The following is a 26,826-nucleotide window of genomic DNA, read 5'->3' as shown; positions in this document are numbered from 1 at the left end:
TGGGCTTTCCCTAATTCTACTTGAGCTGGTATTGCTGCGTTGCTGCGGCCTGGAGCTGGTCTCTCCCTCCTACCGGTCGCGCTGTGTCAGCGAATACGAACGCGTTTGTCTTGCTTAATGGCACTTTCCAGCTCGGCCTTGAGGGCCTCAATAAAGCGGTCAATATCGCTCTGGCTTTCTAGATACAATCCGTTCCCTAGTTTGTTAAACACGCTGGTCGCTGCCACCTCGAATACGGGTTTGGGCTGCGCTACAGGTTTTGAGGTTGGCACGAGGGCAGGCGCTCGGTCTTTTTTGACGCCGCTTGCCGAATTGTCCTGCTCCTGCTGAAGCTTCTGCTGGCGCTCGGCCTCGGCCTGGATGGCACGTTCCAGATCGAATACACCGTCATGCAGGCGCTCGTCGGCGGTCTGGGTTTGCAGCATGTAGATATTGGCGATGCTGGTTTCGGTCTCAAGATCCGCCTTGACCAGCTGTAGCGGGCGCAGCAGCCGGTTACTCAGCTCGGCGGTTTCGATGCCGCTCTTAGTAATCTCGGCCTGCAGTTGGGCGATCTTCTCGTCAACACGCGCCAGGGCATGTTGACGCTTTTCACCTAGGATGCCTGCGTTAATGGCTTCAACCGCTTCAACCAAGGTAGCGACTTGGTGTAATTGGCCGTAGGGCGCGGCGTTCTGTTCGATGGCCTTCAGCTCAGTTAACGCTTTGCGGGCTTTCTCATCTTTATCCAGCGCGGTTTTATTTTTGTCGAAACGACGCAATGCCTGCTGCAGTTGCTGCCAGGTATGCAGCTGGTTGGTGAAGAACTCATGTAAGTCACGGTAGTCCTCTTCCAGATCTAGGAAGTCATCCTTGTTGTCGACCACAACCTTAAAAAAGTCGACGCTGTCAGTGTTGCTGAGCAGGCGCTGCAGGATGAGCAGGGCCTTTTCGACGGCTTCTTTGCCAGGAAAACGCCCGGCGCTAACCGTTGCTTTGTATTTTTCCAGGTTGGTGCGCCAGCTGCCGAAGTGTCCGGAGTAATACTCGAATAATTCCTTCTCGCCTGCGGGGCCAAGGGCGTTGAACAGCTCTTGGGTCAGATTACGTGCTTGCTTGAGTAGTCCTTCGTCGGTCTGGCGCTTCTTCTGCACCGAGATTTCACGACGCTTACGGCTGTTGGTAAGGTACTCGAAGGCGTCCGGCAGCGGCATGCTGGGGCCTGCGGCGTGGAACGAGATATGGCTGGAAGCAGCCAGGCGACCGAGGACCAGCAGGATCTCTCCGTCCGGCCAGCCGTAGGGGCGCTTACTGAAGCGTTCGATGATGTCGGCGACCAGTAAGCGTTCGTTACCGGAGGCGCGCAGTGAGATGAACTGCTCAACTTCCTTGATGGCCTGCGGGTTGCCTTCGTCACCATCGAGGGTCAAGCCGAGTTGGCCGATGTCATTGGTGTGCAGAATGGCGTGGAGTTCACGCTCGGGCTCCTGCTGTAGTACTCGCAGGTAGCCCAGTTTGGTGAAGGTGTTTTCGAGGAGGTACTGGCACGCTTCGTCGAACTTGCTGACGATACTGTTGCTGTTGAGTTTCAAGTGCTGGCCCTGCGCATAGACCTCCGCGCGCTCGGTCAGCTCTTCCAGCAGCAAGCGCAGGCGCTTTTTACGCTCCTGGTTCTCTCGGCCGCGTTCGGCGAGGATCTTGCTCAGCTCAGGTTGGCTGCCGTCGTCGTTGAGGCGGATGAACTTGTTGGTCTTCAGCCAGGTGCGCAGTTCGGTGAAGAAATCCTTGCTATCGGGTAATTTGAACAGTGCCATGCCGGCAGGAGCTTCGTTGCTTTTATTGATGCAGCCGGCTTCGCCATAGAGGGTGTAGTCGAGATCCAGTGGCGAGATCACTTCGGTACGGAGGTCGTGCTCGTAACGGCCTTCCAGGCTGTGGCCGTCGAGGTAGCGACCGATACTGTAGTCGGTCTTGTTGACGCTGTAGCGGAACTTGTTCTTGTCCTTGAGCAGGTCTTTGTAGATCAGGTCCGACAGTGCCTTGTTCTCTTCTGAACCGGCGATCTCTGTGGCCTTGATCTTGCGGGTGATGTCGCGTTCCTCGTTTGTGAGGAAGACAAATTCGTCACCGTTGCGGGTGATCAGGCTTTCCTTTTCGAGGCGCTGGAGGGTTTCTTCGATGCTTCGACGTAGAGCCAGTTTGTCTTCGTCGACCTGTTCAATGGATAGGGTGACGAGGTTGTCGAGGGTGCCCTTGATCAGGTCGACATAGCGGATCATGAACAGAGTGCGCAAGATCTGTACGTCGAAGGCGTCGAGGACGCTGCTTTCGCCCGCCTGGTCGATGGTGCGCTTGACTGCTGTATCGAGGAAGCCTTCGACAGCGCGGTAGAAGCTGTACATGGGAATCAGCGCGCCGAGCGGTTTCTCCGCAATGGCCATGGCTGCCATCTGGAAGGCATCGAGCATGGAACGCTCGCCGTAGGCCAGGTGCGCTCCGGTGGCACCGACCTTGCGGATTTCCTCGAAGACCTTTTGCACCAGCTGGAAGTGGTACGGCGCAAAGGGGTAGTTGCTGATGAAGCTTTCCGGACCATCGAAGTTCTTCAGGGTCGGGCCGGAGCGGTCGAAGGTGATCTGGTTGCGCAGGATGTCGCCTTTAAGTTCCCAGAGGGCGCGCAGCTCGGCTTCAGCTTCCGGTGTTTTACGCAGTAGACGCTTCTGGATGACTTCGTCAGTGTTGGAGCTGGACAGTGAAAGTCGGGTTTTGAAGCGCCCGGCAATTTTCGAGAAATCGTTGGCCTTGGAGGCGGATAGCTCACCCAATACGGCATCCATATCGGCCTGAGAGGTGACGATGATCCAAGCGCGGCCTTTGCAGATGGTGCCGAGGTTTTCGGTGATGGTCTGCAGGGTCAGCATCAGTTTGGTGTCGCTGCCGATGAACTGGCCGACTTCGTCCACCAGGAACAGCACGCGGTGTTTGGCTGGCTGGGTGTCGAGGTATTCCCGCACCCAGTTGCAGAAGTTTTCGACCGAGACGCTGAAGGTTTGTTCGGAGTCTTCGAACCATTTGTGCGCGGCTTCAGCAGACAGATCGAGGGCTGCGGCTACCGCTTGCTCAATGTCATCCTGATAGAACTGATAGCCATCACGCTCCTCATTCCAGTCCATCCCGGTGGAATTATTAAAGGCTTGTTTGAATCGCTCATAGACGCCGCGCTGGGCCAGATGACGCTCCATGTGGGCGATGTGGGGATGGTCGCCACTGAAACCTTGATGCTCGTTGAACACCCGTAGGAAGACATTGAGGATCGGGTTGCCAGCATCGTTGGAGCTGGCTTTGCTGTCGATGTTGAACAAGATGACATCGGCACTGTTGGCAACGGCCTTGTCGATGTCGGCACGGATGGTGGCATCACGCAGTTTGCTCGCATCAAAGAAGGAAACAGCCTTGCGAGCGTTGCCCTGCTCATCGCGCGCTTCGATGTTGGCCAGCAGGTATGACAAGGTCTTGAGGAAGTGCGACTTACCCGAGCCAAAGAAACCGCTGATCCATACGCCCACGCGGTTGGCAATGGAGGGATCGTTCAAGTCAGTACTGTAGGACTCGAAGAAGCTGCGGAAGTGTTTTTCCAGCTCGTTGGTGACAACGTATTCATCCAGCTCTTGGTGCACGGTTGCGTCGTCTGACTGATCCGCCTTAACCACGCCGTTGATCGGGCGATCGAGTTCCTTGAAGAAAATATCTTTAATGCTCACGGCAATCGTCCTTATTGATCAGGGAACCAGCTTGAAGGCGCGGTAGTAGTTGTTGCTGGGAATGCGGTCGAACAAGGCGAGTGACTGCCCTGAGTAATGACCGGGGTAAAAAAGAACCAGAGGCTTGTGGCCAAGCAGCGCGTGTAGCTTGTTGAGAAGGTTGTGGGCGCGAAGAACCGGCCAAACTGAGCCGACACCACTGATTAGCACCACGTCGTGTTGATCGGCGTCGCTATGCTCCATCAGGAAGGGCGCGAATTTGTCCATATGCAGCGGTCCGGACAGAGCCTTGAGCAGCGCGAGGTCACCTTTGGTTTGCTGCATCTTAATGGCTTTTTCAGTGAAGCTGCGTTGATCCAGATATTCGCGCATAGCCTGCAGCAGATTGATATGAGCCACTTTGAGCTGGCTGTGCTTCTTGGCGAGGAACCCCTGCAGAAAATTGAGGTATTCGCGCACCTGCAGCTCATCCTCGGGGGCGTAGTCGAAGATCCAGAAACCGAGCTCATTGCCCAATCCTTGGCTCTTCAAGAACTCTTCGGTGAGGATCTTGTCTGGGATCTGGTTTAGCCGATCCTGCAGTTGCTGATTCATGCGAACACTCCTTATTCCACGCCTACTGTCCGGTGGCATTGGATACTTCCAAACAGGCTTTTATGCGATAGCGGTAGCTGTCATCCAGCAAAACGCGGACCTCTGACCGAATCATCAGTTTTTGTAGTTTCATGTTGCGGGTGCTTTTCAACAGGCCGACCTCGGCCAGCATGCGATAGACGACCTGCGCCATCTTCTTACGGCTGGACTCCGTCCAGGTGGTGATGGTCGAATCTCGATGGCTGCGTTCATCCAGAAACTCATTCCAGTGGTAGGGTTCGAGCACGCCGGCGCGGGTGACGAAAGCGTCTTTGAGGACGGTCTCGATGAATTCGACGAGCAGCAGGTTGCGTTCCAAGGCCGAGCAGAAAACCACTTGGGTGGCGAGTTCATCATCTCCATCTCGAATTGCCCTCCAGAAAGGGGCATCCAGTCGCTCCAGTCGCTTGCGGATGGCGTGAGCCACACGCTTGGCCGAGGCTAGTGCGCGTTTCTGCAGCCGGTTCTGTTGCTGTATGGCCTCATGCCATTGCTCAGGGCTGGCGTCCTGCAACAGCAGGTCTGCAACGATGCGTGATTCACGCACCTGCAACGAGCCGCCGATTAAGTCAGAGCCGTAATGGAAGCTATGCATGCCTATTCCCCATCACTGCTAAAAAGGAAGGGAGTTAGCTTGGCGCGATCAGCTGGAAGCAATTGCAATGGATGCTCGCGTACTCGCTCGGCTTCCTCTGCGGTGATGGCCGCCTGATAGCGTTGAAGGGTGTAGTGGGCAAGTGCTGTGCTAACAGTCAGCTGTAGGCGTCCTTCTGGCATGCCGAAATCGCGTTCTACTAAAGACTTTTGGGCATCACTGAGTAGCTCATTAGGGATCAGTGTCAGGTTGACTTGGTCGTGCCAGCTACTGTCTGTACTTGATAATGGGGCGTGAGCGTCGCACGATTTTGGCGTGCGACAGATACGTGAGAGCAAAAAGTCGCGGAAGGCTTGGCGCTTATGGCACCAAGCGCGAACGTGCCAGCGAAAACCGGTATAAACGAGCGTGTGAGGTGAAATCACGCGTTCATGAATTTGCGGGTTGGACATGGAGGCGTAGAGTATTTTCAGGCTGCCGGCATTGCGGCAGGCTCTGATTAACTCGCGAACCACTTCAGGGCGGGCTGCACGGTCTGGAAGTTGGACAGTAGTGACGCTGGGGTGGGCTTCCAAAATTTCAGACACGGGCTGATCAGATTGATCGCCGATGAGTGCCATGTACTCATTGATGTGCCCAGCGCTCAGTACGGGCTGAAAGCCAGCCGTCGGGACATAGCCTTTAACTGCAGGGCTGTGAATTAGCGAGCCTGGATTGAATTCGCTGTTATAGCGATTGATGTCGGAAGAAGCTTGCTGGCGGCTGATGCCAAACCATGTCATCAACTGAGTGGTGACCAGGCGACCCTCCCAATAGCTGATTAGCTCTATCGCGCGTAGCCTGAGGAGGGCTTCGTGTTTGGGGAGCGGCATTGGCATTCCTGAATGTGAGCTGGTCCAGATGATGCCTGATACGAGGCAGCAGTGTAAATTTATTTACTGTAAAGTTTTTTGCGTTTTGATTGATATCGAGTGGATTGCTGATAGCGTCGGTGCCGGGTGCGTGAAAATTAACGCCGATCGATTATTAACGAGCGCAATTCGTAAGCCCTATTTACAAGTTCACTTGGCCGGGCCGCATTGTCAGTAGCTAGCTTGAACAGAGAAAAATAAAGAGCCCAATACTCTTGGATGCGGATGCGGATGCGGATGCGGATGCGGATGCGGATGCTGAAGCCTGTAGTGCGGAAGACGGAGCTGCCGAGCGGGTCATCGTCGCCGAGCACCACATTCAGTCCCCACTAGGGCCTGCAGGCATTGTCTTTGGCCAGCGAAGGGCAACCGTCAACAAAACGCACACAACAATGGATCTCCGCCCGCCATATGCTGCTTTTTTTCCTGTCTGCACGAGGAACCTGCTGCAAAACTTGACCTGTATATCCGCCCAATATTCCCCTGTAGTGTTTAACGACATATCGTCTGCGTGTACGAAATTTTGGCCCCGATCGCTGGAGCCTAAATCAAGGAGGATTTGATGTTTTCTATGTCATGCAGATCATCGCCAGGCGGGCGAAAGGGGGTATGGAGTTGAGTGATCATGCCGTTCAGCGCTGTACCCAGCGGGGAATTCGTGCGCTTCAGGATGAGTGGTTGCGCAAATTTGGTGTGCGAATCTGGAAGTACGGCGCCGAGATTTAACTGTTTGATCATGATGTGTTCGATGGCCTGCTACAAAGCGTGTGCAGCCAGGATCGACAACTCGCCAAAAAATCCCGCAACAGTTATGCGGTGATGAGTGCCGATCGTGTCATTACGGTCGGTCATCGAAACACCTCTTTTTGGCTCGAAAAACCGGTCTGCGCTCAGCAGCTGCGCTTGGCCTGGTTCCGATTTTGAAGGCGTTCAGGGCGAATCTGGCCCTAGTGTACTAACAGCTTTTCCGATGCCGGCACCCAGGTGTTGGCGACAGTCTAAGAATGTGGGAGTGGTTTATGCAGGACGCTGACGAGTTGAAGCCTGGCTTCATGATTATCCACAGCAATCGTCTCGATGATTTGCGAGCCTTGGCTGTGAATTGGATGCAGCGTTATCCGCTGGCACCACTGGAAAACGAAGTTGTGCTGGTCCATAGCAATGGTATTTCTCAGTGGCTCAAGCTGGCCCTGGCAGATGACCCTCAAGTAGGCGGTTGCGGCATTGCAGCTGCGCTGGATGTGCAGTTGCCGGCACGTTTTCTGTGGCAAGCCTATCGATCAGTGCTGGGTAAGGACTCAACACCTGAAACCTCGCCACTGGACAAGACTCCCCTGAGCTGGCGGCTGATGCGCTTGCTGCCGCAGCTGATGAGCAAGCCTAATTTCCAGAGCCTGCAGCGGTTTCTGGAGCAGGACGACGATCTGCGCAAGCGTCATCAGTTAGCCGAGCGTCTGGCCGATTTGTTCGATCAGTACCAGGTGTACCGTGCGGACTGGCTGGAAGACTGGGCTGAAGTCCGCGACCAGCTCAAGCAGATCAATGGCATACCCAACCCGCTGGATGCCGATAATCTCTGGCAGGCTGACCTGTGGCGCGAGCTGTTGCTGGATGTCGGCGAAGGCGCGCTTGAGCGCAGCCGAGCAGGTGTCCATAAGCGCTTTGTTGCCCGCTTGCAGTCGGTGGAGCAGGCTCCGCAGGGCCTGCCGCGGCGGATCGTGGTGTTTGGTATTTCGTCGATGCCGGCTCAGGTGCTCGAAGCCCTGGCGATGCTCTCGCGTTTCAGTCAGGTGCTGCTCTGCGTGCATAACCCCTGTCGTCACCACTGGATCGATATCGTCGCCGACAAGGATCTGCTGCTGCACAGCTACAAACGTCAGCAGCATAAGGTCGTCAGCCTGGCACTGGGCGCGGATTCGCTGCATCAAAATGGTCAGCCGTTGCTGGCCGCCTGGGGCAAGCAGGGTCGCGACTATATCAATCTTCTCGACAGCTACGATGACCCCTCCAGCTACCGGCATCTGTTTGACGACGTGAACGGCGGACGAATCGACCTGTTCAGCGAAGAGGAGGCACCGACGCTGCTATCGCAGTTGCAGGACGACATTCTGGAACTGCGCCCACTGGCTGAAACTCGCGAACACTGGGCGCCGGTACTGTCGGACAAGGATCGCTCGGTACGTTTCCATGTGGCGCACAGCCCCCAGCGAGAAGTGGAAATCCTCCATGACCAGCTGCTGGCCCGTTTCAGTGCAGACTCGGGGCTCAGCCCGCGTGATGTGATTGTCATGGTCCCGGACATCAATGCGTATGCGCCGCACATCGAGGCAGTCTTCGGGCGAGTGCCTTACCACGACCCGCGTTACATCCCGTTTACTCTCGCCGACCAAGGGCAGCGTGGTCGCGAGCCGCTGTTAATCGCGCTGGAACACTTGCTCAAGCTGCCGCAGAGCCGTTTTGCGGTCAGCGATATTCTTGACCTGCTTGATGTACCCGCGCTTCGTGCCCGCTTTGGCGTCACCGAGGCCGATCTGCCTACGCTGCATCGCTGGATTGAAGGATCCGGTATCCGCTGGGGACTCGATGGAGCGCAGCGTGAAAGCCTGGACATGCCAGCCGGGCTTGAACAAAACACCTGGCGCTTCGGCTTGCGCCGCATGCTGCTGGGATATGCCGCGGGCAAAGGCCCGGCGCTGGACGGCATCGAGCCTTACGACGAAGTCTCCGGCCTCGAAGCCGCGCTGGCAGGCCCGTTGCTTACCCTGCTCGATCACATGGAAATCGCCCGTCTGGACTTGCAGCAACCCACAGTGCCGAAGGTTTGGGTTGAGCGTTTCCAGTCGCTGCTCAAGGTGTTTTTCCGGCCCGTTGGCGAGGCCGATGAATTGCTCGTCAACCAACTGCTGAAGATTCTCGATGACTGGCTGAAAACCTGCAACCAGGCTGAGTTTGATGAGGCGGTGCCGCTGAGCGTTGTCCACGAAACTTGGCTTGGCGGCATGGATCAGGGCGGCCTGTCCCAACGCTTCCTGGCGGGCGCGGTGAATTTTTGTACCTTGATGCCGATGCGTGCGATCCCCTTCAAGGTGGTGTGCTTGCTTGGCATGAATGATGGCGACTACCCTCGCCAGCAGTCCCATGTCGACTTCGACCTGATGCGTCATGACTACCGTCCCGGTGACCGTTCCCGCCGTGAGGATGACCGCTACCTGCTGCTTGAGGCGCTACTGTCGGCCAGGGATCAGCTGTATGTCAGTTGGGTGGGGCGCAATATCCGCGACAACAGTGAGCGGGTGCCATCGGTTTTGATCGGGCAACTGCGCGATCACCTGTCGACCGGTTGGCGACTGAGCGGTAGCGAGGAGAATCCGAAGGCGCTGATTGACGCTCTGACCCTGGAACACCCGCTGCAGCCCTTTAGCCCTTCGTACTTTGCGAATCTGTCGGGACCGGATGGTCTGTTCACCTATTCCCATGAGTGGCGCAACGTCCATACGGTTGCCGAGGCAGTGCAGGCGCCGATCGAGCTGACACCGCTCCAGCAAGACACGCCTTTGAACCTGCGCCAACTGGCGGGTTTTCTGCGCGATCCAGTGGCTGCGTTCTTTCAACAGCGCCTCAAGGTACATTTCGACAGTGATGAAATGGTCAGCCGCGATGAGGAGCCTTTTGAGCTGGACGCGCTGGAGAATTGGCAGCATCAGGAAACCTTGAGCCAATCACTCAAACGCTGGGTCGAGGAGTCCTATCAGCCCGAGCATATGGACGCCCAGCTGGAACAGCATGTGCAGCGTTTGCAACGGGAGGGCAAATTGCCCTTGGCGGCATTCGGCTCACTGAGTGCGGCCAAGCTTGCTGGACCGCTTCCTGATCTGATGGCGCGTTACCACGCGGCCATTCAGGAATGGAGCGAGGTAGAGCCAGGCCAGATCGAGCTCAGGTGCGAGCCGACGGATTCGACGCCAGGCTTCGTCGACTGGCTGGGCGGGCTACGCCGTAACGCCGGGAAGGACTTGGCCTACGTGCAACTGGTGAGCAACAAACTGCTCACCGACGACGGTTTTCGTTGGCATAACCTAGTCCGTCTCTGGGTACGGCACCTTGCTTTGCAGCTGGGTACCGAGCCGTGCACGACGATTTTGGTTTGTCTCAACGGCAATGTGCTGTTCCCGCCATTGAGCAAGGCTACTGCGCAAGACCATCTGCAGCACTTGTTGCAATACTGGGTCGAGGGCATGTGCGAACCGCTGCCGGTTGGCTGCAAGACTGCTTTCGCCTGGTTGTCGGGCAGTGGGGGCGCGGCTCTGGACCAGGCCAGGGAAACATTCGAGGGCGGCTATATGGTGACCGGGGAGGTCGCCAGTTCGGCCGCCTTGCGCCGCGCTTATCCCGACTTCGATGCATTGTCTGGTGATGGACGATTTACGTTGTTGGCCGAACACCTGTATGGCCCTCTGTTTAACCATCTTTCATCTGCTGGCGCAGGGAGCGACCTATGAATCCCGTGAATCTGGAGTCTCTGAATTTTCCGTTACACGGCAGCCGTCTGATCGAGGCTAGCGCCGGGACCGGCAAGACATTCACTATTGCGTTGCTGTATGTGCGGCTGGTGCTTGGGCACGGCGGCGCGAATGCATTCAAAGAGCCGCTCAATCCTCCGCAGATTCTGGTCGTGACTTTTACCGACGCCGCCACTCAGGAATTGCGGGATCGTATCCGCCTGCGTTTGAGTGAAGCCGCGCATTGTTTCGCCGAGCCCCTCGGTAGTCACGATTCGTTATTGGAGCAACTACGCGCTGATTATCCGGCTGAGCAGTGGCCCAATTGCGCCCGTCGCCTACAACTGGCCGGCGAGTGGATGGATGAGGCGGCGGTCTCGACCATCCATGGCTGGTGTTATCGGATGTTGCGTGAGCATGCCTTCGACAGCGGCAGCCTGTTCACCCAGACGCTGGAAACCGATCAGAGCGAATTGCTGGCCGAGGTGGTGAGGGATTACTGGCGGCGGCATTTTTATGGGCTATCGCTGGATCAGGCTGAGGTGATCGCCGACTATTTCAGCGGGCCTCAAGAGTTGGGTCAGCTGCTCTCGTCCTTGCTGGCGCGACGTACTGCGAGCTTCATGCATGGCGGCGCAGTATTGCCTGCCCCCGGAACCCTGGCGGCCTTGCTCAAGGCGCCTGCTGACTGGAAGGTCAGCCTCTCTGCATTGGAGCAGCTCGCACGAACGACATGGCGCGATGACCGGCAGCAGATTGAACAATTGCTGCACGGCATGCGCAGCAAGCTGCATGGCAATACCTATCGGGGCGTCAAGGATGATCAGGTATTTGCCGGGTGGCTTGAGGCCTTGGCGAACTGGAGCCAGGGCCAGACCGCACCTGGCAATCTGAGCAAGTTTGGTCAGGAGCGTTTCAAGCTCACCGGTGGCGCACAGGCCCCATCGCATCCAGCGTTCGCAGCCATCGACGCCTTGGCGGACCATCAAGCAAGCAAGCAGGACATTCGGGCCCAGTTGCTACTTCATGCGCTGGCTGAAATCAGCGAGCGTTTCGATACCGAAAAACTGCGCCGCGCCGAAATCGGCTTCGATGATCTGCTCAATCGGCTCGATGCGGCGCTGCAGAGGCAGTCGGGTGAGCGACTGGCAAAAACTGTTCGTGAGCAGTATCCGGTTGCCTTGATCGATGAATTTCAAGACACCGACCCTGTGCAGTACCGGATTTTCGAGAGCATCTACCGCATCGCCGACAACTCGCCGGACAGCGGCCTGTTCATGATCGGTGACCCCAAGCAGGCGATCTATGCCTTCCGTGGCGCGGATATCTACACCTACCTGAGCGCCCGTGAAGCCACCAGTGGACGACATTACACCCTGGGTAAAAACTTCCGCTCTACCGAGGCCATGGTGACGGCCGCCAACCGCTGTTTCGAGTTTGCCGAAGGACATCCGCGAGCGGCCTTTCGGTTTGCCCGGGAAGGCTTTGCCAATCCAGTGCCGTTTTCCGCCGTGCTTGCCAAGGGGCGCGAGGCGCGTCTGGAAATAGGCGGTGAGGCCGCTGCCGCGATGACGTTGTGGAGCCTACCCGGCACTGACGGCATGATCAGCACCGGGGCGTACCGGCGAGGCATGGCAGAAGCAGCGGCTTCGGCTATTCAATCCTGGTTGGTGCCGGATGGTGCCCAGCAAGCAGGTCTGCGTCAGCCCAATGGCAGCTTCGTTGCCCTGAGACCGGCCGACATCGCGATTCTGGTGCGCAATCGAACCGAAGCCGAGGCCATCCGCAAGTCGCTGTCCCAGCGCAAACTGGCCAGCGTATATCTGTCTGATCGCGACTCGGTGTTTGACAGTCCAGAAGCCCAGGACCTGCTTTATCTGCTGCGTGCCTGCGCTGAGCCTTCAGTGGATCGCCTGCTCAGGGCGGCGCTGGCGACGCGCAGCATTGGCTTAAGCTGGCTGACGCTGGAGCAGCTCAACCATGACGAACTTTACTGGGAGCAACAGGTTTTACGCTTCCGGGATTATCGTCATCTCTGGCAGCAGCAAGGTGTGCTGCCGATGCTGCGCAAACTGATGGCAGACTTTCAGATACCCGCGCGTTTGTTGCTGCAGACCGACGGCGAACGCAGCCTGACCAACTTGCTGCATCTGGCCGAATGGCTGCAGCGTAGCGCCACTGAGCTGGACGGCGAAAATGCATTGATTCGTCACTTGGCCGAGCAGCTGCAAGCTGCCAGTGAAGAAGAAATACTGCGTCTGGAAAGCGATGCTGATCTGATTAAAGTCATCACCGTCCACAAATCCAAGGGGCTGGAGTATCCACTGGTTCTGCTGCCATTCATTTGCAACGCGACTGAACTCAATGGTCGTAGCAAGTCGCCGCCGATGTTCCATGGCGACGATGACGGCGAGTTGTGCATCGAATTGGGCAAGTCCGAGGCAGCCAGGGTGGCGTATGAAAAAGCCAACGACGAGCGTCTGGGCGAGGAAATGCGTCTGCTCTATGTGGCATTGACCCGTGCCCGTTACGCCACCTGGCTGGGTATCGCAGCAGTGGGTCGCTCCAATGGCAAGGCGACCGATCTGGATAAAGGCGGCCTGGGTTATCTGCTGGCTGGCGGTGACAAGATTGTTGCCGGGCAACTTGAATCGCTTTTGTCCGACCTGCGCGGGGACTGCGAACACATCGTCTGTGAACCAGCACCCGAGGCCACGGATGATTGTTATACACCACCACTAAAAGCCGAGCTCAGCCAGGCATTGATCCCATTGCATAAGCCCGCCTCAAACTGGTGGATCGCCAGCTACTCGGCACTGTCCATCGCCGACGGCAACCAATTGATGGGCTCCGAAGCTGGTCAGCGGCTTGAGCCTGCCACGGCCCTGGAGGCGAACCTCACCGAGGAGGGCCTTGCTGTGGATGAAATAGTCGCGACGCTTCCTGCGGGTCCGGGCATTCACGGTTTTCCCCGTGGCGCAGGCCCCGGTACTTTCCTGCATGGGTTGTTCGAGTGGGCGGGTAACGAAGGCTTCGCGAAAGCTCAGGCCATGCCCGAGTCGATCGACAGCACAGTTGGCCGCCGTTGCAACCTGCGAAGCTGGGAAACCTGGATCGAACCACTGGCAGCTTGGCTCAAATCCTATCTGAGTACACCGCTGCGTTTTGACGGCAGCTCGGTCAGCCTGAGTGGCTTGAGCACCTATCAGGTGGAGATGGAGTTCTGGTTTTCCAGTCAGTCGGTAAATGTCCAGCAGCTCGACAAATTGGTGCGCCAATATACCTTGAATGGCGAACCGCGACCGGTACTCAATCCCGGCCAGCTGAACGGTATGTTCAAAGGCTTTATCGACCTGACGTTCGAACATCAGGGGCGCTACTACGTGGCCGACTACAAGTCCAACTGGCTGGGCCGCAATGACGACAGTTATGACGCTGCATCGATGGCCGAAACCATGCTCAGCAAGCGCTACGACCTGCAGTTCTGCCTCTATCTGCTGGCCCTGCATCGGCAATTGAAGTTGCGCCTACGTGACTATGACTACGACCGGCACATGGGCGGTGCTGTGTATCTATTCGTGCGCGGGCACCATTCTGCCAGCCAGGGTGTGCATTTCGAAAGACCGCCTCGCCAACTCATCGAACAAATGGACAGACTTTTCATGGGCCAGCACACGGAGGTGGCAGTATGATCCTGACACTCAAACAACTCAGTGACAGCCAGCGCAGCAGCGACGCACCTGCGATTGCCCTGTCTCAGGCTTCTAGCCAGGATTTGCTGCAGCAGTTGGAGCTTTGGGTGACCCGCGGTTGGCTGCGCGCCCTGGATCGTTCAATGGCCGCGTTCGTCCTGGAGCAGGACCCCCAAGCGCCGCCAAGTGTCCTGTTGGCGATTGCGATGACCAGCCATCAATTGGGCCGAGGGCATTCCTGTCTCGATCTGACGGCAACCCTCAGCGCGCCGGACTTCGTCCTTTCGCTGCCGCCTGAAGGCGATGAAGGTGGACAGCTACCATCGCAGTGGTTGCACGGTTTGGATGCGGTCACCTGGCGCCAGGCGCTGGCTGCCAGTGATCTGGTCGAAGACCGCGACACCCCAATACGTTACTCGGAGCGCCCCTTGGTGCTCGCCGGGCAACGCTTGTACCTGCGACGCTTTTGGAACTACGAGCAGAAAATTGCCAAAGCGCTCAGCGCTCGACTGACTCAGCCGCCGATCACCCCCGATCATTTGTCCAAACGGCTCGATGAATTGTTTCCAGAATCGGCCAAGGACGGTGGTCAGCGGATCACCGATTGGCAAAAGCTGGCCTGTGCGTTGGCTGCTCGTGGGCATTTCAGCGTGATCACCGGCGGGCCTGGCACCGGCAAGACCACGTCGGTGGTGCGCCTGCTGGGGCTGCTGCAGACCCCGGCCGTCGAGGCTGGCAAACCCTTGCGCATTCGCTTGGCCGCGCCGACTGGCAAAGCGGCTGCACGCTTGTCGGAGTCCATCGGCAAGGCGGTCAGCGAACTGCAAGTGACGGACGACGTTCGCCGGGCCATCCCCACCGATGTTTCGACGCTGCATCGCTTGCTGGGCAGTCGTCCCGACTCGCGCAACTTTATTCACCATCAGGACAATCTTCTCGCGCTGGATGTGTTGGTGGTCGATGAAGCATCGATGATTGATCTGGAAATGATGGCCTGCCTGCTCGATGCCTTGCCGCTGCAGGCACGCTTGATCATGCTCGGCGACAAGGACCAGTTGGCCTCTGTCGATGCTGGCGCCGTGCTGGGTGACCTGTGTCGCGACGCCGAGGCTGGGCGTTACTCTGCGGCGACCAGCGCCTGGCTCACTGAACACACCCACGAAGCAGTTGAGGCGACGGGCCTGCAACTTGGCGAGGGCCTAGGCGACCCTTTGGCGCAGCAGACAGTGATGCTGCGTTACTCGCGACGTTTCGATGCCAACAGAGGCATAGGACGCCTGGCAAAGCTGGTCAACGAAAAGAATGCTGGCGAGGCTCGTCAACTGCTCGAACATCCGCCGGAACAACTGTTCAGCTTGAAACTGCGAGGCGAACAAGACAGCAAACTTACCCGTCTAATTATCGATGGTCATCCCGAGGCTGACGGCAAGCCCCCGGGCTATCGCTATTACCTGGAGCAATTGCAACAGCTGCGGCCGGCAACTGGCACTGTCTGGAACAGCGATGGCTGGGTGCAATGGGCGAGCAATGTTCTCAAAGCCTTCGATGAGTTCCGGCTGCTTTGCGCCTTGCGCCGTGGCCCTTGGGGCGTAGAAGGATTGAATCTGCGCGTGGCCGGCGAGCTGAAACATCGCAAACTGATCGACACCGACCATGGCTGGTACGAAGGCCGACCAGTGCTGGTCACCCGTAATGACTACAGCCTGGGATTGATGAATGGCGACATCGGCATAGCGCTCTACCTTCCTGTGCCCGATGACAGTCAACCCGGACGCATGATCCTGCGGGTGGCGTTCCCCCGCAATGACGGCACTGGCGATGTACGCTTTGTCTTGCCCAGCCGGCTGGTTGAAGTCGAAACGGTCTACGCCATGACCGTGCATAAATCCCAGGGCTCGGAATTCAACCACACCGCGTTGCTGCTCCCGGATGCGCTAAACCCGGTGCTGACCAAGGAGCTGCTCTACACCGGCATTACCCGCGCGAAAAACTGGTTTAGCCTGATTGAGACCGGCCCAGGGGTGTTTGAGGGCGCGGTGAGCCGCAATGTACAGCGTTTGAGTGGGCTGGCATTGCAGTTAAAGGCTGAGTTGTCCAAAGAGGCTCAACGATGATCGGTATCAAGGGATTACCCCGCAACCTTGCACAGGTGCGGGCCCTGTTGCACGCGCATCTCGAAGAACATCGGCACCTGCCGGAAAGTACTCGGCTGCGGGACCTGGGCTCGGAAAAAGCGGTGGTGCAGGATTATTCGGGACGGGTTGTCTTCGAGCTGCTGCAAAACGCCCTTGATCGCGCTACTGGCCATATTTTGCTTCGCTGGGATCGACAACGACAGATTTTCGAAGTCGCCAACGATGGACGCGCGATCACGACCCAGAGCGTGGACGGGCGTCGCTCCGATATTCAGGCGTTGCTGAGTATGCATTCGAGCAGCAAATCAGCTGGCGAAAGCATTGGCAATAAAGGTGTCGGCTTTCGTTCGGTATTTGGTGCCGGCAGTCAGGTCGAGGTCTGGAGTCGTGCTGAAGATGGCCATTGTTGGGGCATGCATCTGCAACATCCGGCGCGCTTCGCGGTGGCCGTTGACGGTTGGATCAGCCAGGACGCGGCCAGCTTTTACGCGCCGCTGATGCTCTCGGCCCAGCCAGAACTCGATTCAGAGCATGTCACACTGATTCGCTTGCAGGACATCAGAAAACCTGAGGTCGTTGCCAGCATTGAGGCATCCATGGCGGAGTTGAGCCGTGGACCGCTGGCCTTCCTGCAGGAGCGCTCCGCACTTGGCTTGCGCATTACCTTGAGTGTCGCAGGGGAGCAGGACGTCACCCATGTTATCGACGCCAAGAATTACCTGGCGATGGCGCAGCGGCACATGGCATTCCCGGTCGAAGTGCGTGCCAGTACCGGGTTGGATCTGGACGTCGCTGATGTGCGGGTGATTGCGTCCAATGACCCGAGCAACTCGCGCTACTGGTCCTATTTGCCCACCGAACAGCCTGCCGGGTTTGGCGTTCAGATTCACGGCGACTTCTACTTGAGCAATTCGCGCCGTCACCTGACGCTGCGAAAACTGGAAGGCACCGGGCAAGCGACTGACCCGGCTGGGTGGAATGCGACTTTGGTGCATCTGGCCGCTGAGTGCATTGTTGAGCTCTGGCAAACGCCGGAAGTTTGCCTGGCTGAAACATTCTGGGAATACGCCACGCCGCGTGCCTGTACTTGCCCGCACCTGAAACGCGAAGTCGCCACGCTGTTCTGGCAGGCGCGCGGAGCGGTATTTGAAAGCATGGTGAAGAAGAGTTTTTCGACTGGCCGGACATGGCCTCTGGTGCGCTACCGACAGCTGTTCGAGGCGCTTGAAGCCTGGGCGGATTACGCTTATCGCAACCTGAAGCTCGGTTATCTTTCATCGCACCGTGAATATCTGCTAGCGCGGATTCAGGCCAGTGGCGCCAAGGTCCTGCCGATTGTCAGCGAGGGGTTGGAGGAGAATGCGCCTGTCCTGCGCGCGCAGCCGCTGGTTCAAATTGCCAGGGGGCAGCATCGTGGTGCCGAAGTCGACCGCATCTACTACCGCCGCTCAGGGCTTGAAAATCAAACCGAGCTGGCTCAAGTGATCATGCGTCAGAAGTCCTTTATTACGACCTTCACGCCTGCATTGGATATGTCACTCGCGCAGCAAGGACTGATCAACTTTGATCGACCAGAAATACTCGCGCAACTGCGTCCAGGGGACAACGAAGACGATCATGTCGAGCTGGTCTGCGCCGCGCTGGCCTTGGCCGGTCATGAGGGCACTGGCGGCGTTGGCTCGTTTTTGCGTCGGGCGAAGGAGCATGGTGTCGGCGCGGCCTGGCGTTTTGTTAGCAAGGAAACTGCCGCCAGTGCTGGTGTAAGCCTGGCCAGCCTGATGGTGAAAGGGATGGATGGCCATTGGCATGCCGCACAGGCGTGTGCACGAGTCAAAGGACCGTGGCCGCAACTGGATGAGCTCTGGCTGGCTGAAGTTGTGGACGGTATTGTGCCGTCGCCCACCATCGATGATCTGTGTCTGCTATTGGGGATTGGCCCTATTCCATTGTCCGCCCCTGAAACGATCGCATTGCCCGATGAGTTGCCGGTCGAAACGATGACCGAGCTTGTTGCGCGCTGGCCATTGCTTTCCGGCTTTCTCGCCCGAGAGGAAGGCCGGTATCTGTTGGCTGCCCTGGAGCGGTGCCGCTGGTTGCACAGCGGCGGTCCGGTGATTATCCGTGACGGGCTGCAGGGCCAGGGTCCCTATGCGCCATTGGATATCTGGCGCCAGCGGAGCAGTGGGGGGTTCAGAACCTTGTTGTTGCCGCGTTTGGAAGTAGAACGAGGCAATGACGCGACCTGGTACGCCCAGCTTGGGATTGCCAATGCACTGGAGACCAATGGCGCCGAGCGGGTGCGCCGCGCTTTTGAGCGCCTGCGGCACATTGATCCGCGCACATTGGACTCGGCGGCGCTGCGTGATTTGCGCGAGCTGTATCGCAGTCTGATGGATTTGACCCTCAAGCACGAAAGCCTGACACCGCCCTTGCTCTATCGAGTCGTCGGCGAAGCGGGGCGCCAACAAGGACTGGCGTGGGGCAGCGCAGGGGACCGCATCTGGCACGATAGCGGGGAAAATCCCACCGCATTGCTCTCGTTCAACGACATCAAATTGTGGGTGGTCAGAAAACTGAGCAAAGAGAACGCCTGCCGCTACGGTTTGGAGCATTTCGAACCGAAAACCGCAAAAATCAGCTGCCACGGTGACAGTAATGATCCGCTGGCGGTGAAGCTGCGTAGCCAGTTGCATTTGGCTATGCCGGATCTGATGGCCGCTGCCAGCGCGGCGCACAACGATTTCAAAGCCAGCAAGGCGTTGGAGATTTTCGCCAGATTGATCATCCGCCACTATGACGATGTCTGGATCGAATGGTCGTTTGACGGCAAGCTCGGCTGCCTGGGCAAAGACTCGGTAGGTGATGTCTTTGAACACGTCACGCAACAGGGGGCGCATCAGCTCTGGTTCGATGGGCCGGATGTGCCCTTGGTCGAATGCGCGCATCCCCTGAGCCAACTGCTGACAGAAAAGCGGGCATTCGGTGCGTTGTTCAAGGATGGGCTGCATGCGTGGAGCAATGCTGCGGATTCTGTCGGTGAAGACGGGCGAGTGTCGGGATCCGTTCAGCGCTTTCGTCGTGAGTATGGAATTTCCGATCAGGAGGTAGCGGAGTTCCGGTTGCGTATTGACGCCCTTGTGTTGACTGCCGAAGAGCGGTTGCTGTGGGTGGCGTCGGTTCGTGAAGTACTGCAAAGCTTCGCGTCGGGCCTGAGCTGCGAGCCATTTCCAGGTATGGTGATCAGACCGGAGATTTTTTTGAATGCCCGGAATGTCGCAGAAGATGAGGTGACAGAGGCATTGGCCGGGATCAGCAAGCTTCGTCCGCTTGTCGACTTCGCAGGCACGCATGCATCGGCGTTGGCTCTGGCCGACACCTTGCCTGCTCTGGCAGCTGCGATTGAAGCGACTCCTCGTGAACGCTGGACTGAAGCGTTGCTGGAACGGTTGCAGAAGGAAGTCAGGGTTGAGCATGCCGACGAGAGCGCACAGCTGAAAATGATGGATTTCGATCCCCAGGTAATCTTGCATCGTCGGTTGGATATTGAGCCGCAAGACCAGGCGCCCTCAACGGATGCTCTGGCATTTGCGAGCGGGAAGTTGGTCCTGAGTGCGCTGCCCGAAGCTCTTGATAAGTTGGGTTTGAAATCGTTCAGTGCAACGCGCGTCAGTATGATTGCCCGCGATGCTCCTCAGGATGAGGATTATTTCATTCGTGATGCCCGGCGCAAGGCGACAGGTGGGTTACGGGCCGAGGAGGCCGTTCTGGACCATTGCGTACCTGAAGCCATGCGCTGGCTCAAAGAGGACCCGGAAGGCTTTCATCAGGGATTGGCCGCGTCTCTGGCGTTTCTTGGGGATGAAGGTCAGCGGCGCTCGACACTGATAACCCGCGAAGAGCAAATGCGCAGCTTGCTTCACGTCGCCGAATACGTCGGTAACGCCGGATTCGATGTGTTGGTTCCCCATGACAGACGCTTTCTGCAGGTCGAGGTCAAACGAGTCGCTCAATTGAAGAGCGGTAGATTCTTCGTGTCTGACAACGAAAGACGGCGCGCGCTGAAATATCGCCAGCAAGAGGTTGATTGGCGACTGTGGCTGGTCTCAAGTGATGGCAAATCACGAGATGTCACCGAGGTGATGAATACCTTTGACAAACACAACGACGCATTACAAACACTCGCGAACGATGGATTACGTCCAGGTGAATGGATGTTTGTGCTCAAGGAATGACATTGAGCCAGCCCACGACCCCCGTGTGTTGGTTTTCTCAACACCCCTGGGTCGGTGCGTTGGGACATTTGTAGCCAGGGTACTGTGCTTCGGCCGTAATGTTGGCCAAGCTGAAAGTGACCGCTTGCACTGTGATATTGAAATTGGTCTGTGGGCCAGCAGTGGCGACAACGCGCTGCATGAAGGCTGAGTACGTTTTCATGAGTGACGTTTCTCGAAGATGGAGGGGGTAGCGCGTCTTTATCGCGCGACCCAAGGCAAAAAGCACCATGTCGATATTCATCACATACTTTGGGCTTTCGGTTTGCTGCTTGCGGAAGTGCGTCATTAGCCAGTCTTTGTAACTTTCTATCCAGCTGACATCTCGATCCTACAAGTTTTTCCTGCGAATACGATTTACCTCTGCATCCTCAAGTGTCAGGTTCTCCTTCGCTTCGTCGAGAATCAGGGGTCGGTACAGTTCGTATGAACGAAGCACGTGTTGATCAACGATGGGCTCTGCCCGTTTGGCGAGGTGCTTGCCGAATTGCTTGAACACCTAGCCTGGGCCATTGACCAACACTACTGGTGGCTTGTCGGTAGAACGTACTCCGTCGACGACATGCCCCACCTTCCGCAGGTCACCGTTTTTCCAGGCGAGAGCATACAGAAGTTTTTCCAAGGGGGGCTGAGATTACCGCTTAGACACAGGTCAAGCCGCCCGTCTTCGGTCAGGATTTTACTGGTCACGAGTTCGGCAATTTCATCGGGGCCAAGTATCGACTCGAGTTCGGGGCAGACGGATCGGTCCCTCCCCATGGCACTCAAGTGCTCGCAAGTGGCGACGATGTCTTTAAGGCAGTACGAGGGGGGAGTAGCGATTGTCACTGAGTTCGCACTCGGCCATTCAGGGCTGAACCATAGCAACGAAAGACCAAAGTTCTGTCGAGTGCCTGTAGGCCACACCGTAAGGAGTGTTTTGCGCTCCATGGGTAAACCCTCAGTCACAGCGTCGTCCACTTTGACTAAGTCCCCCATCGTGAATGACTGTGGTGCGGCGATGATCAGTACCGGTTGACCTGTTTTTTGGTGCGCCAGGCCCTGCACTAGTGACCGAGTAGCCACAATGGGGTCGGTGCCGTGGACCACCTTTCCCCGCCAAATACCGTACCCCGATGCCAACCGCACATACGCCTCCCAGCTGAGACTTAAGGCGCCGCGACTGCCGATTGCGGAATACAGAGAACCCCAGAAAGCACTGGCGTCGTCTTCCGCGCTCCAGAGGAAATTTCTAAAATGCGGATAGAACACTGGCCGTAAGGATTGCCGATGATGGAGATTGACGACGCATCTCGTCTGGTCGGAAAAAGACAGCCAGTGCTGGGTAGAGAGTTCGCTGCAATCAAGCACATGAATTTCATTAAGGTCTGAGGCTGTGATTGCTTCGTCTGCCGTAAGGCTATGAAAGTTGAGGTTGCCGGCATAGGTTTCGCCGCGGGGCATGTCGGGGTTACAGAAAGTCAGCATTCGACGAGTCCATTCGCTTGCAACATTCTCGTTATTGGCGACAACTGCGATGTTGAACGTCTCAAGCTTTTGGCAATGAAAGCCAGGGTTTTGATCTTCGACGGCCTGTCTCGCACACTCATGGTCTTCGCCACAGCAGTGAACATCGTGCAAAAAATCCTTGGGCGTCAATCCAAACGGGCGACGTAAGGTCGCATTGAAATATTTCATGCTTCAGCGCACCTGTATCGGACTGTTAGGACATTTATAGCCGGGGTATTGGGCTTCAGCCGTCACCTTGGCCATGGCCGAGGTGACGGCTTGCACAGTGATGGTGAAGTTGGCCGCTGGACCTGCGTTAGGCGTGACACGTTGCATGAATGCTTTGTAGGTTTTCATCGTCAAGACTCCTTGGATTTGGTAGGAGAAGAGTCTTTACGCAACGTGCGACACGCTATGTCGTATTCTAATTATTTCAAATAAAGCGCCGCCATTTTTTGTGCGGTGGCTGCCATTTTCTCGCGCAGGGTGAACGGTTCGACTACTTCAAGATTGTCACCTTGGCTGAGAAGCCAAAGCTCTAGGCCTTGGCTTAGGTGGGTGCTGCCCACCATCGTACGGCAGCCATTTTCATCGAGTAGTTGTTGATCTTCTGTGAGTGGGTTTTCCGCTAGTCGCTCGTACATCTCTTGGCTTAAAAGCAGACGTAGCGGTACCGGCGTATCTGACGCAAGGCTGATCAGGCTGCGCTGCGCGCTAACCGAGTTGATATCGTAATCTTCAGGGGGTGCTATTTTTTCTGGAATTGTTTTAACTGAAATGAACCGATGTAGTGGCAAGGCCACCGGCCGGGTGTCTGGTTGATTCGCAAATACGCAGGAGAGGTAAATGTTGGAATCTTGATAGGACAATCCAAGCGGTAGAAGACGATAGGACTTAGCTTCGCGTGCGCCGCGTTTGAGGTATTGAGCTTCGACAGCGTAGTCATCAAGTAGCGCCTTCTGAAGGGATTCGAGTACCTGAGGGTCTACCTTGCCCGGTTTTAAAGTGATGAAGCGGGTATTGCTGATGACTTTTTTAGACCAGTCCTCAGACGGCCGGGCCTCACGCATCAAAGACCGGGCATATTCATGCAGTGCCGAAAGATTGGTGACTTGGGCCGCCATACCAAACCGACTGGCGTGGTTCATGATCATCACTAGGCTCATCGCATCGGTCGGCAACAGGCTTAAGCGAGAAAGTGATCTGTCTGCCCACCAGATCCTGGCTTTGGCTGTAAGTGATTTAGGTTTACTTTTTACATGAGGGAAGCGTTTTTCCAACTCGCGTAGATGGCGTTGTAGGGTGCGTAGATCGACAAATATTCCTTGGTTTTCGAGGCGTTCATGGATGGTTTTTGTGTCAATGGCGCTTTCCATGCGGGGTAGCAAACCTAGCAGCACTTCCTGACGAAAGAGTTGTTCCACGGAGATATCCCTGCCTTTCAATTATCTGGGTTGCTATGCGACACAGGTTGTCGCCCATGTCTGGAGAATAGGCGGACCCGATAAGTTCGCCGATCAGGACATGAGCATGACTAAAGACGCCCAGGTGTTCAATCTATTGGAGGGCATATTGCCCATGGTCAATGGCATCCGGTTTTTCGAGCCGGACGACGTGCTGGCCCTTTATGCCGGCATCGGCATTCCTTCACTACGAATTTTGGAGATCGGCCAAACCAACGATTTTTGCCTGGCGACTTACTATCAAATCAAGGCCGCCAATCCGCTTCGCGGTATGGTCGAACCTGGCAGGTTACGAGTCCACTATGAATCTCTGCGTGATGATGCGATGGCTTCAGACCCTGATGCTCTTAATGACCTGGGCTGGCTATGGCTCAATGGCAGTCGAGTACTGTTCGAGCCTGCTCTGGCCCGACGGCTTTTCAAGTTAGCCTTCGTTCTTGGTTCCGCAGAGGCGGCTTTCAATCTCGGCGAGCAAGCCTTCTATGGCAAGGGTGTACCGGTTGATCGGGATCTGGCTATCAGCTACTACGAGCAGGCGTACGAGGGCGGTGTTCTTTGCGCCGCGCGCGTGCTGGGTAGTCTGTATTGCGAAAGTGCCGACGACTGGACGGCTGATCATCACAAAGCTGTGCAGTGGTACATGCGGGCAGCTGAAGACGATGATCTTGATGCCTGCTTCCTCTTGGGTTGCTTGGTGCTGGATAACCACTCACCCACTCATGAACGGGCACTCGGAATCTACTGGCTGCAATGGGCGGCAATGAAGGGACACATGATGGCGGCCGAGTATTTGGCCTATCTCTATAACTCGACCCTGCTGGCACCGCCAGACCCGGATGGACTCATGTATGACTTCTGGCGTGATCATGCTATTCGGCTTGGCAGCCAGTGGGTACTGGAAGTGGGCGTCGATGACCGTCGACCTCATTTTTTTGCTGTCTCGAAGACACTTTGAAGATAGATGAACATAAGGAGCAACGCATGAGCGCAAACCTTTTCCGGGCGATACCTGAAAGCAAATTGGCGGCATCAGCAGAGGGAATCAAACGCCAGATGTCAGCTAGGATTCCCAGTAATGTCCCGTATGTAGTCGATAACCTGTGGGAATGGTTACGGCCCGAACATTACCCATCCCGACGCCATTCAACATATGCCAGTCCCACACCGGAATTGGCTTTGCTGAATGCCAGCGCCGCCTTAGTAGGGGGTGATCGATACGTTGCGTGTCGGTTAATAGTGGCACCTTCAGCGATAAAGCTGGCACAGCTTGAAGTGGTCGATGCCAGGCACCACGCCGATATTCGTCTGATTACCCAGTGGCTCAGCCGTCACAGCAAGGAGTTAACCGAGATTTCCGTTAACCAAAAACGTGATATCGCCTTATTGTTCCTCCCGGGTCTGAAGCGCGATGAGTTGGAAAACCTACGTCTTGAGAGCGGTGTAGTACATGAACTCTGCGAGCTGGCGCGGACCCATGCAACGTTCTGGGCGGCAGCATCTTCTGTGCCCAGAAAAGGTGAGGGCGAGTTATTTTTTGAGTTAATCGACAAATCTGCTAGCTACCGCCTAGAGCCGATATAGTGAATATTGCTGCTCACCAAGACCAATCATTGAACGATTTGGAGGGTCGCTTAACATGCTGACAGTCAGCCTAACTACTAATCAGCAAGATTTTGCCGACTATCTGGAAGACCTCTGGTCACCTCGAGAATTCCCTCTTTCTCAATCATCCGGGGAGGCCGGGTCGCCCTTCGCGTTATTGGGCATTTCGGGCATTTCGGGCATTTTTCATTGTTATGAGATTACGAACCACAGAGCTTGGGCGAAATGGAGAGCCAAACTCGGCCATCCTACGAGCCAGTGGTGGTGCTCTACGCTGAAGGAGGCTTATCTAAATTATTCGTGGCCTGAGAAATCATTACCCAATTCTTTCCAGTGCATCGTTCAGCGATTGCAGTCAGGGTTGATTTGCAGCGATAACAAGAACGTCAGGGATGCCTGTTTAGATATTTTTGAATGGGGGGGAGTGGCGAGAAAACCAAACGATAGCTCGCGTTTGTGGGTGAATAGCCAGGCCGATATGGGGCGCTTATGCGATTCAATCAGAATGGCGGTCGAGTTTCTTCAGCCAGGATGCGCAAGCTCCCTGGCCATATTTGATGGACAAGAATTGTTAATGAACTCGGCTATGACCAAGGTCTATGCCGCTGCTGATCCGTTAAATATCATCATGTACGACGGGCGAGTAGGAGCAGCATTGGGTTTGCTGACTCGGTACTGGCTACAAAATCTTGGTTCCCTGAGTGTTCCGGCCGATCTGTCGTTTCGCTGGGGGCCGAAACGAGGGGAACAGCCTGATGCACGTGATCCTTCGCTGGGGGTGTACAAATTCAAATCGCTGTATCAGCCAGCCCAACAAATGGCTCAGCAAAATCAGTCGTGGGCCGAACTGGTGCGCAGTAGTGGCGGCATACTAGGAAATATGGCTTCTTCGTTGAACAATCGAGGCGTCAGCGTGACAGTTGACGACATCCAGAGGGCGTTATTCATGATCGGCTACAACGTCAAATACTCAGGTGTCTGGACCGGTATTTCTGTTCCACCCCCTAACGCCCCAACTGACGCCGCATATGCAGTTATCTGATCAACAACTGAAGACGCTTCGTTCTGCGTCTTACATCGTAATTTTCAGCGGTGCGGGAGTATCTGCGGAAAGTGGTATTGCCACCTTTCGCGATTCTCTCAGTGGTCTTTGGGAGCGTTTTGATCCCGCAGACCTTGCCACTCCCGAAGCTTTTCTGCGTGATCCAGAACTTGTCTGGGGTTGGTACGAATGGCGTCGCGGGCAAGGGCTTGAGGCGCAGCCTAATAGCGCGCATAAGGCTATCGCTGCGTTAGCTGCTCGGGTGGCAAAGCTCACGGTCATTACCCAAAATGTCGATGACTTGCATGAGCGAGCTGGAAGCTCCGGCGTAGTGCACTTGCATGGGAGCCTAAACGAGCCTCGCTGTTTTGCTTGCAATAAACCCTACCGCGAAACCGTAATACTGCCCGCTTTGCTCACGAGTGGCGAAAGGATCGAGCCTCCTCGCTGTTTACAGTGCAACGGAAAGGTTCGACCTGGGGTTGTCTGGTTCGGCGAATCTCTGCCGGACGTTGCATTGTTGGCCGCCTACGATGCAGCCCGTCATTGCGACTTACTGCTTTCCATCGGAACCTCCGGGTTGGTTCAGCCTGCGGCGCGGATTCCCCAGGTAGCGCTCGACAATGGAGCGACGGTCGTACACATCAATACTCAGCCCGTAACCAAGCTGCATGATCGGGAGTTTAGCTTGGTCGGCCTGGCTGGCGAGGTCTTGCCAGAATTGCTTGAACAGGCATTCAAAACTTGAGCTAAGT

17 protein-coding genes and 1 pseudogene are annotated in these 26,826 nt (G+C 56.4%); 8 read left to right on the top strand and 10 right to left on the bottom strand.

Going from position 1 to position 26,826, the window contains the following annotated elements:
- Positions 1-86 precede the first annotated feature (86 nt).
- The 6 genes and pseudogenes from brxC to K1X80_RS19095 all read right to left on the bottom strand — a co-directional run bounded on the left by brxC (position 87) and on the right by K1X80_RS19095 (position 6,617).
- Positions 87-3,740 carry a BREX system P-loop protein BrxC gene (gene brxC / locus K1X80_RS19120; protein ID WP_198712541.1) on the bottom strand — a complete coding sequence of 1,218 codons (3,654 nt, stop codon included), beginning with the start codon at positions 3,738-3,740 and terminating at the stop codon, positions 87-89.
- A gap of 18 nt (positions 3,741-3,758) precedes the next feature.
- Positions 3,759-4,334, bottom strand: coding sequence for a DUF1788 domain-containing protein (locus K1X80_RS19115; protein WP_198712540.1), 576 nt, complete (start codon positions 4,332-4,334; stop codon positions 3,759-3,761).
- Between the two features lie 22 nt (positions 4,335-4,356).
- Positions 4,357-4,968 (bottom strand): DUF1819 family protein, encoded by a 612-nt coding sequence (locus K1X80_RS19110; RefSeq protein WP_198712539.1) that lies wholly within the window; start codon positions 4,966-4,968, stop codon positions 4,357-4,359.
- 2 nt (positions 4,969-4,970) lie between these two features.
- Positions 4,971-5,840, bottom strand: a complete 870-nt coding sequence (locus K1X80_RS19105; RefSeq protein ID WP_153334712.1) for a YafY family protein — start codon at positions 5,838-5,840, stop codon at positions 4,971-4,973.
- Between the two features lie 296 nt (positions 5,841-6,136).
- A pseudogene (locus K1X80_RS19100) lies at positions 6,137-6,253 on the bottom strand (hydrolase or metal-binding protein); the annotation flags it as partial.
- 169 nt (positions 6,254-6,422) lie between these two features.
- Positions 6,423-6,617: a hypothetical protein gene (locus tag K1X80_RS19095; protein WP_198712538.1), complete on the bottom strand. Its 195-nt coding sequence runs from the start codon at positions 6,615-6,617 to the stop codon at positions 6,423-6,425.
- Between the two features lie 281 nt (positions 6,618-6,898).
- On the opposite strand from K1X80_RS19095, the gene recC reads away from it, so the two are divergent.
- Genes recC through K1X80_RS19075 form a run of 4 tightly spaced genes read left to right on the top strand, consistent with a single transcriptional unit; the run spans position 6,899 to position 20,437 of the window.
- Entirely contained in the window at positions 6,899-10,378 is a 3,480-nt protein-coding gene (recC, locus tag K1X80_RS19090; RefSeq protein WP_220172419.1) for an exodeoxyribonuclease V subunit gamma, read from the top strand.
- Positions 10,375-14,070, top strand: a complete 3,696-nt coding sequence (recB, locus tag K1X80_RS19085; RefSeq protein WP_198712536.1) for an exodeoxyribonuclease V subunit beta — start codon at positions 10,375-10,377, stop codon at positions 14,068-14,070. Before recC ends, recB begins: the two co-directional genes overlap by 4 nt.
- Positions 14,067-16,184, top strand: a complete 2,118-nt coding sequence (gene recD, locus K1X80_RS19080) for an exodeoxyribonuclease V subunit alpha (RefSeq protein WP_126588242.1) — start codon at positions 14,067-14,069, stop codon at positions 16,182-16,184. Before recB ends, recD begins: the two co-directional genes overlap by 4 nt.
- Positions 16,181-20,437, top strand: a complete 4,257-nt coding sequence (locus tag K1X80_RS19075) for a sacsin N-terminal ATP-binding-like domain-containing protein (protein ID WP_126588243.1) — start codon at positions 16,181-16,183, stop codon at positions 20,435-20,437. Before recD ends, K1X80_RS19075 begins: the two co-directional genes overlap by 4 nt.
- 37 nt (positions 20,438-20,474) lie before the next feature.
- Here K1X80_RS19075 and K1X80_RS19070 read toward each other — a convergent pair whose 3' ends face one another.
- The 4 genes from K1X80_RS19070 to K1X80_RS19055 form a co-directional block, all read right to left on the bottom strand.
- A complete protein-coding gene (locus tag K1X80_RS19070; protein ID WP_126588245.1) occupies positions 20,475-20,765 on the bottom strand; it encodes a hypothetical protein in 291 nt (96 codons plus the stop codon).
- A 233-nt stretch (positions 20,766-20,998) separates the two neighbouring features.
- Complete coding sequence (locus K1X80_RS19065; RefSeq protein ID WP_126588247.1) at positions 20,999-22,153, bottom strand: hypothetical protein; 1,155 nt, start codon at positions 22,151-22,153, stop codon at positions 20,999-21,001.
- A gap of 3 nt (positions 22,154-22,156) precedes the next feature.
- Positions 22,157-22,321, bottom strand: coding sequence for a hypothetical protein (locus tag K1X80_RS19060; RefSeq protein WP_185833383.1), 165 nt, complete (start codon positions 22,319-22,321; stop codon positions 22,157-22,159).
- A gap of 71 nt (positions 22,322-22,392) precedes the next feature.
- Positions 22,393-23,388: a YafY family protein gene (locus K1X80_RS19055; protein WP_126588249.1), complete on the bottom strand. Its 996-nt coding sequence runs from the start codon at positions 23,386-23,388 to the stop codon at positions 22,393-22,395.
- Between the two features lie 106 nt (positions 23,389-23,494).
- On the opposite strand from K1X80_RS19055, the gene K1X80_RS19050 reads away from it, so the two are divergent.
- Genes K1X80_RS19050 through K1X80_RS19035 form a run of 4 tightly spaced genes read left to right on the top strand, consistent with a single transcriptional unit; the run spans position 23,495 to position 26,819 of the window.
- A complete protein-coding gene (locus K1X80_RS19050) occupies positions 23,495-24,382 on the top strand; it encodes a tetratricopeptide repeat protein (protein ID WP_126588251.1) in 888 nt (295 codons plus the stop codon).
- A gap of 26 nt (positions 24,383-24,408) precedes the next feature.
- The gene (locus tag K1X80_RS19045; RefSeq protein WP_126588252.1) at positions 24,409-25,008 is read left to right on the top strand and encodes a hypothetical protein; all 600 of its coding nucleotides are present in this window, start codon (positions 24,409-24,411) and stop codon (positions 25,006-25,008) included.
- A gap of 55 nt (positions 25,009-25,063) precedes the next feature.
- The gene (locus K1X80_RS19040; protein ID WP_126588253.1) at positions 25,064-26,071 is read left to right on the top strand and encodes a hypothetical protein; all 1,008 of its coding nucleotides are present in this window, start codon (positions 25,064-25,066) and stop codon (positions 26,069-26,071) included.
- Positions 26,058-26,819, top strand: a complete 762-nt coding sequence (locus K1X80_RS19035) for an NAD-dependent deacylase (protein ID WP_126588254.1) — start codon at positions 26,058-26,060, stop codon at positions 26,817-26,819. Before K1X80_RS19040 ends, K1X80_RS19035 begins: the two co-directional genes overlap by 14 nt.
- Positions 26,820-26,826 lie beyond the last annotated feature (7 nt).

It is taken from the genome of Pseudomonas sp. So3.2b (assembly GCF_019464415.1).
GTDB classification, from domain to species: Bacteria; Pseudomonadota; Gammaproteobacteria; order Pseudomonadales; family Pseudomonadaceae; genus Aquipseudomonas; species Aquipseudomonas shahriarae.
The sequence above is the reverse complement of the archived record's forward strand: the minus strand, read 5'-3'. Positions and strand labels throughout refer to the sequence as shown.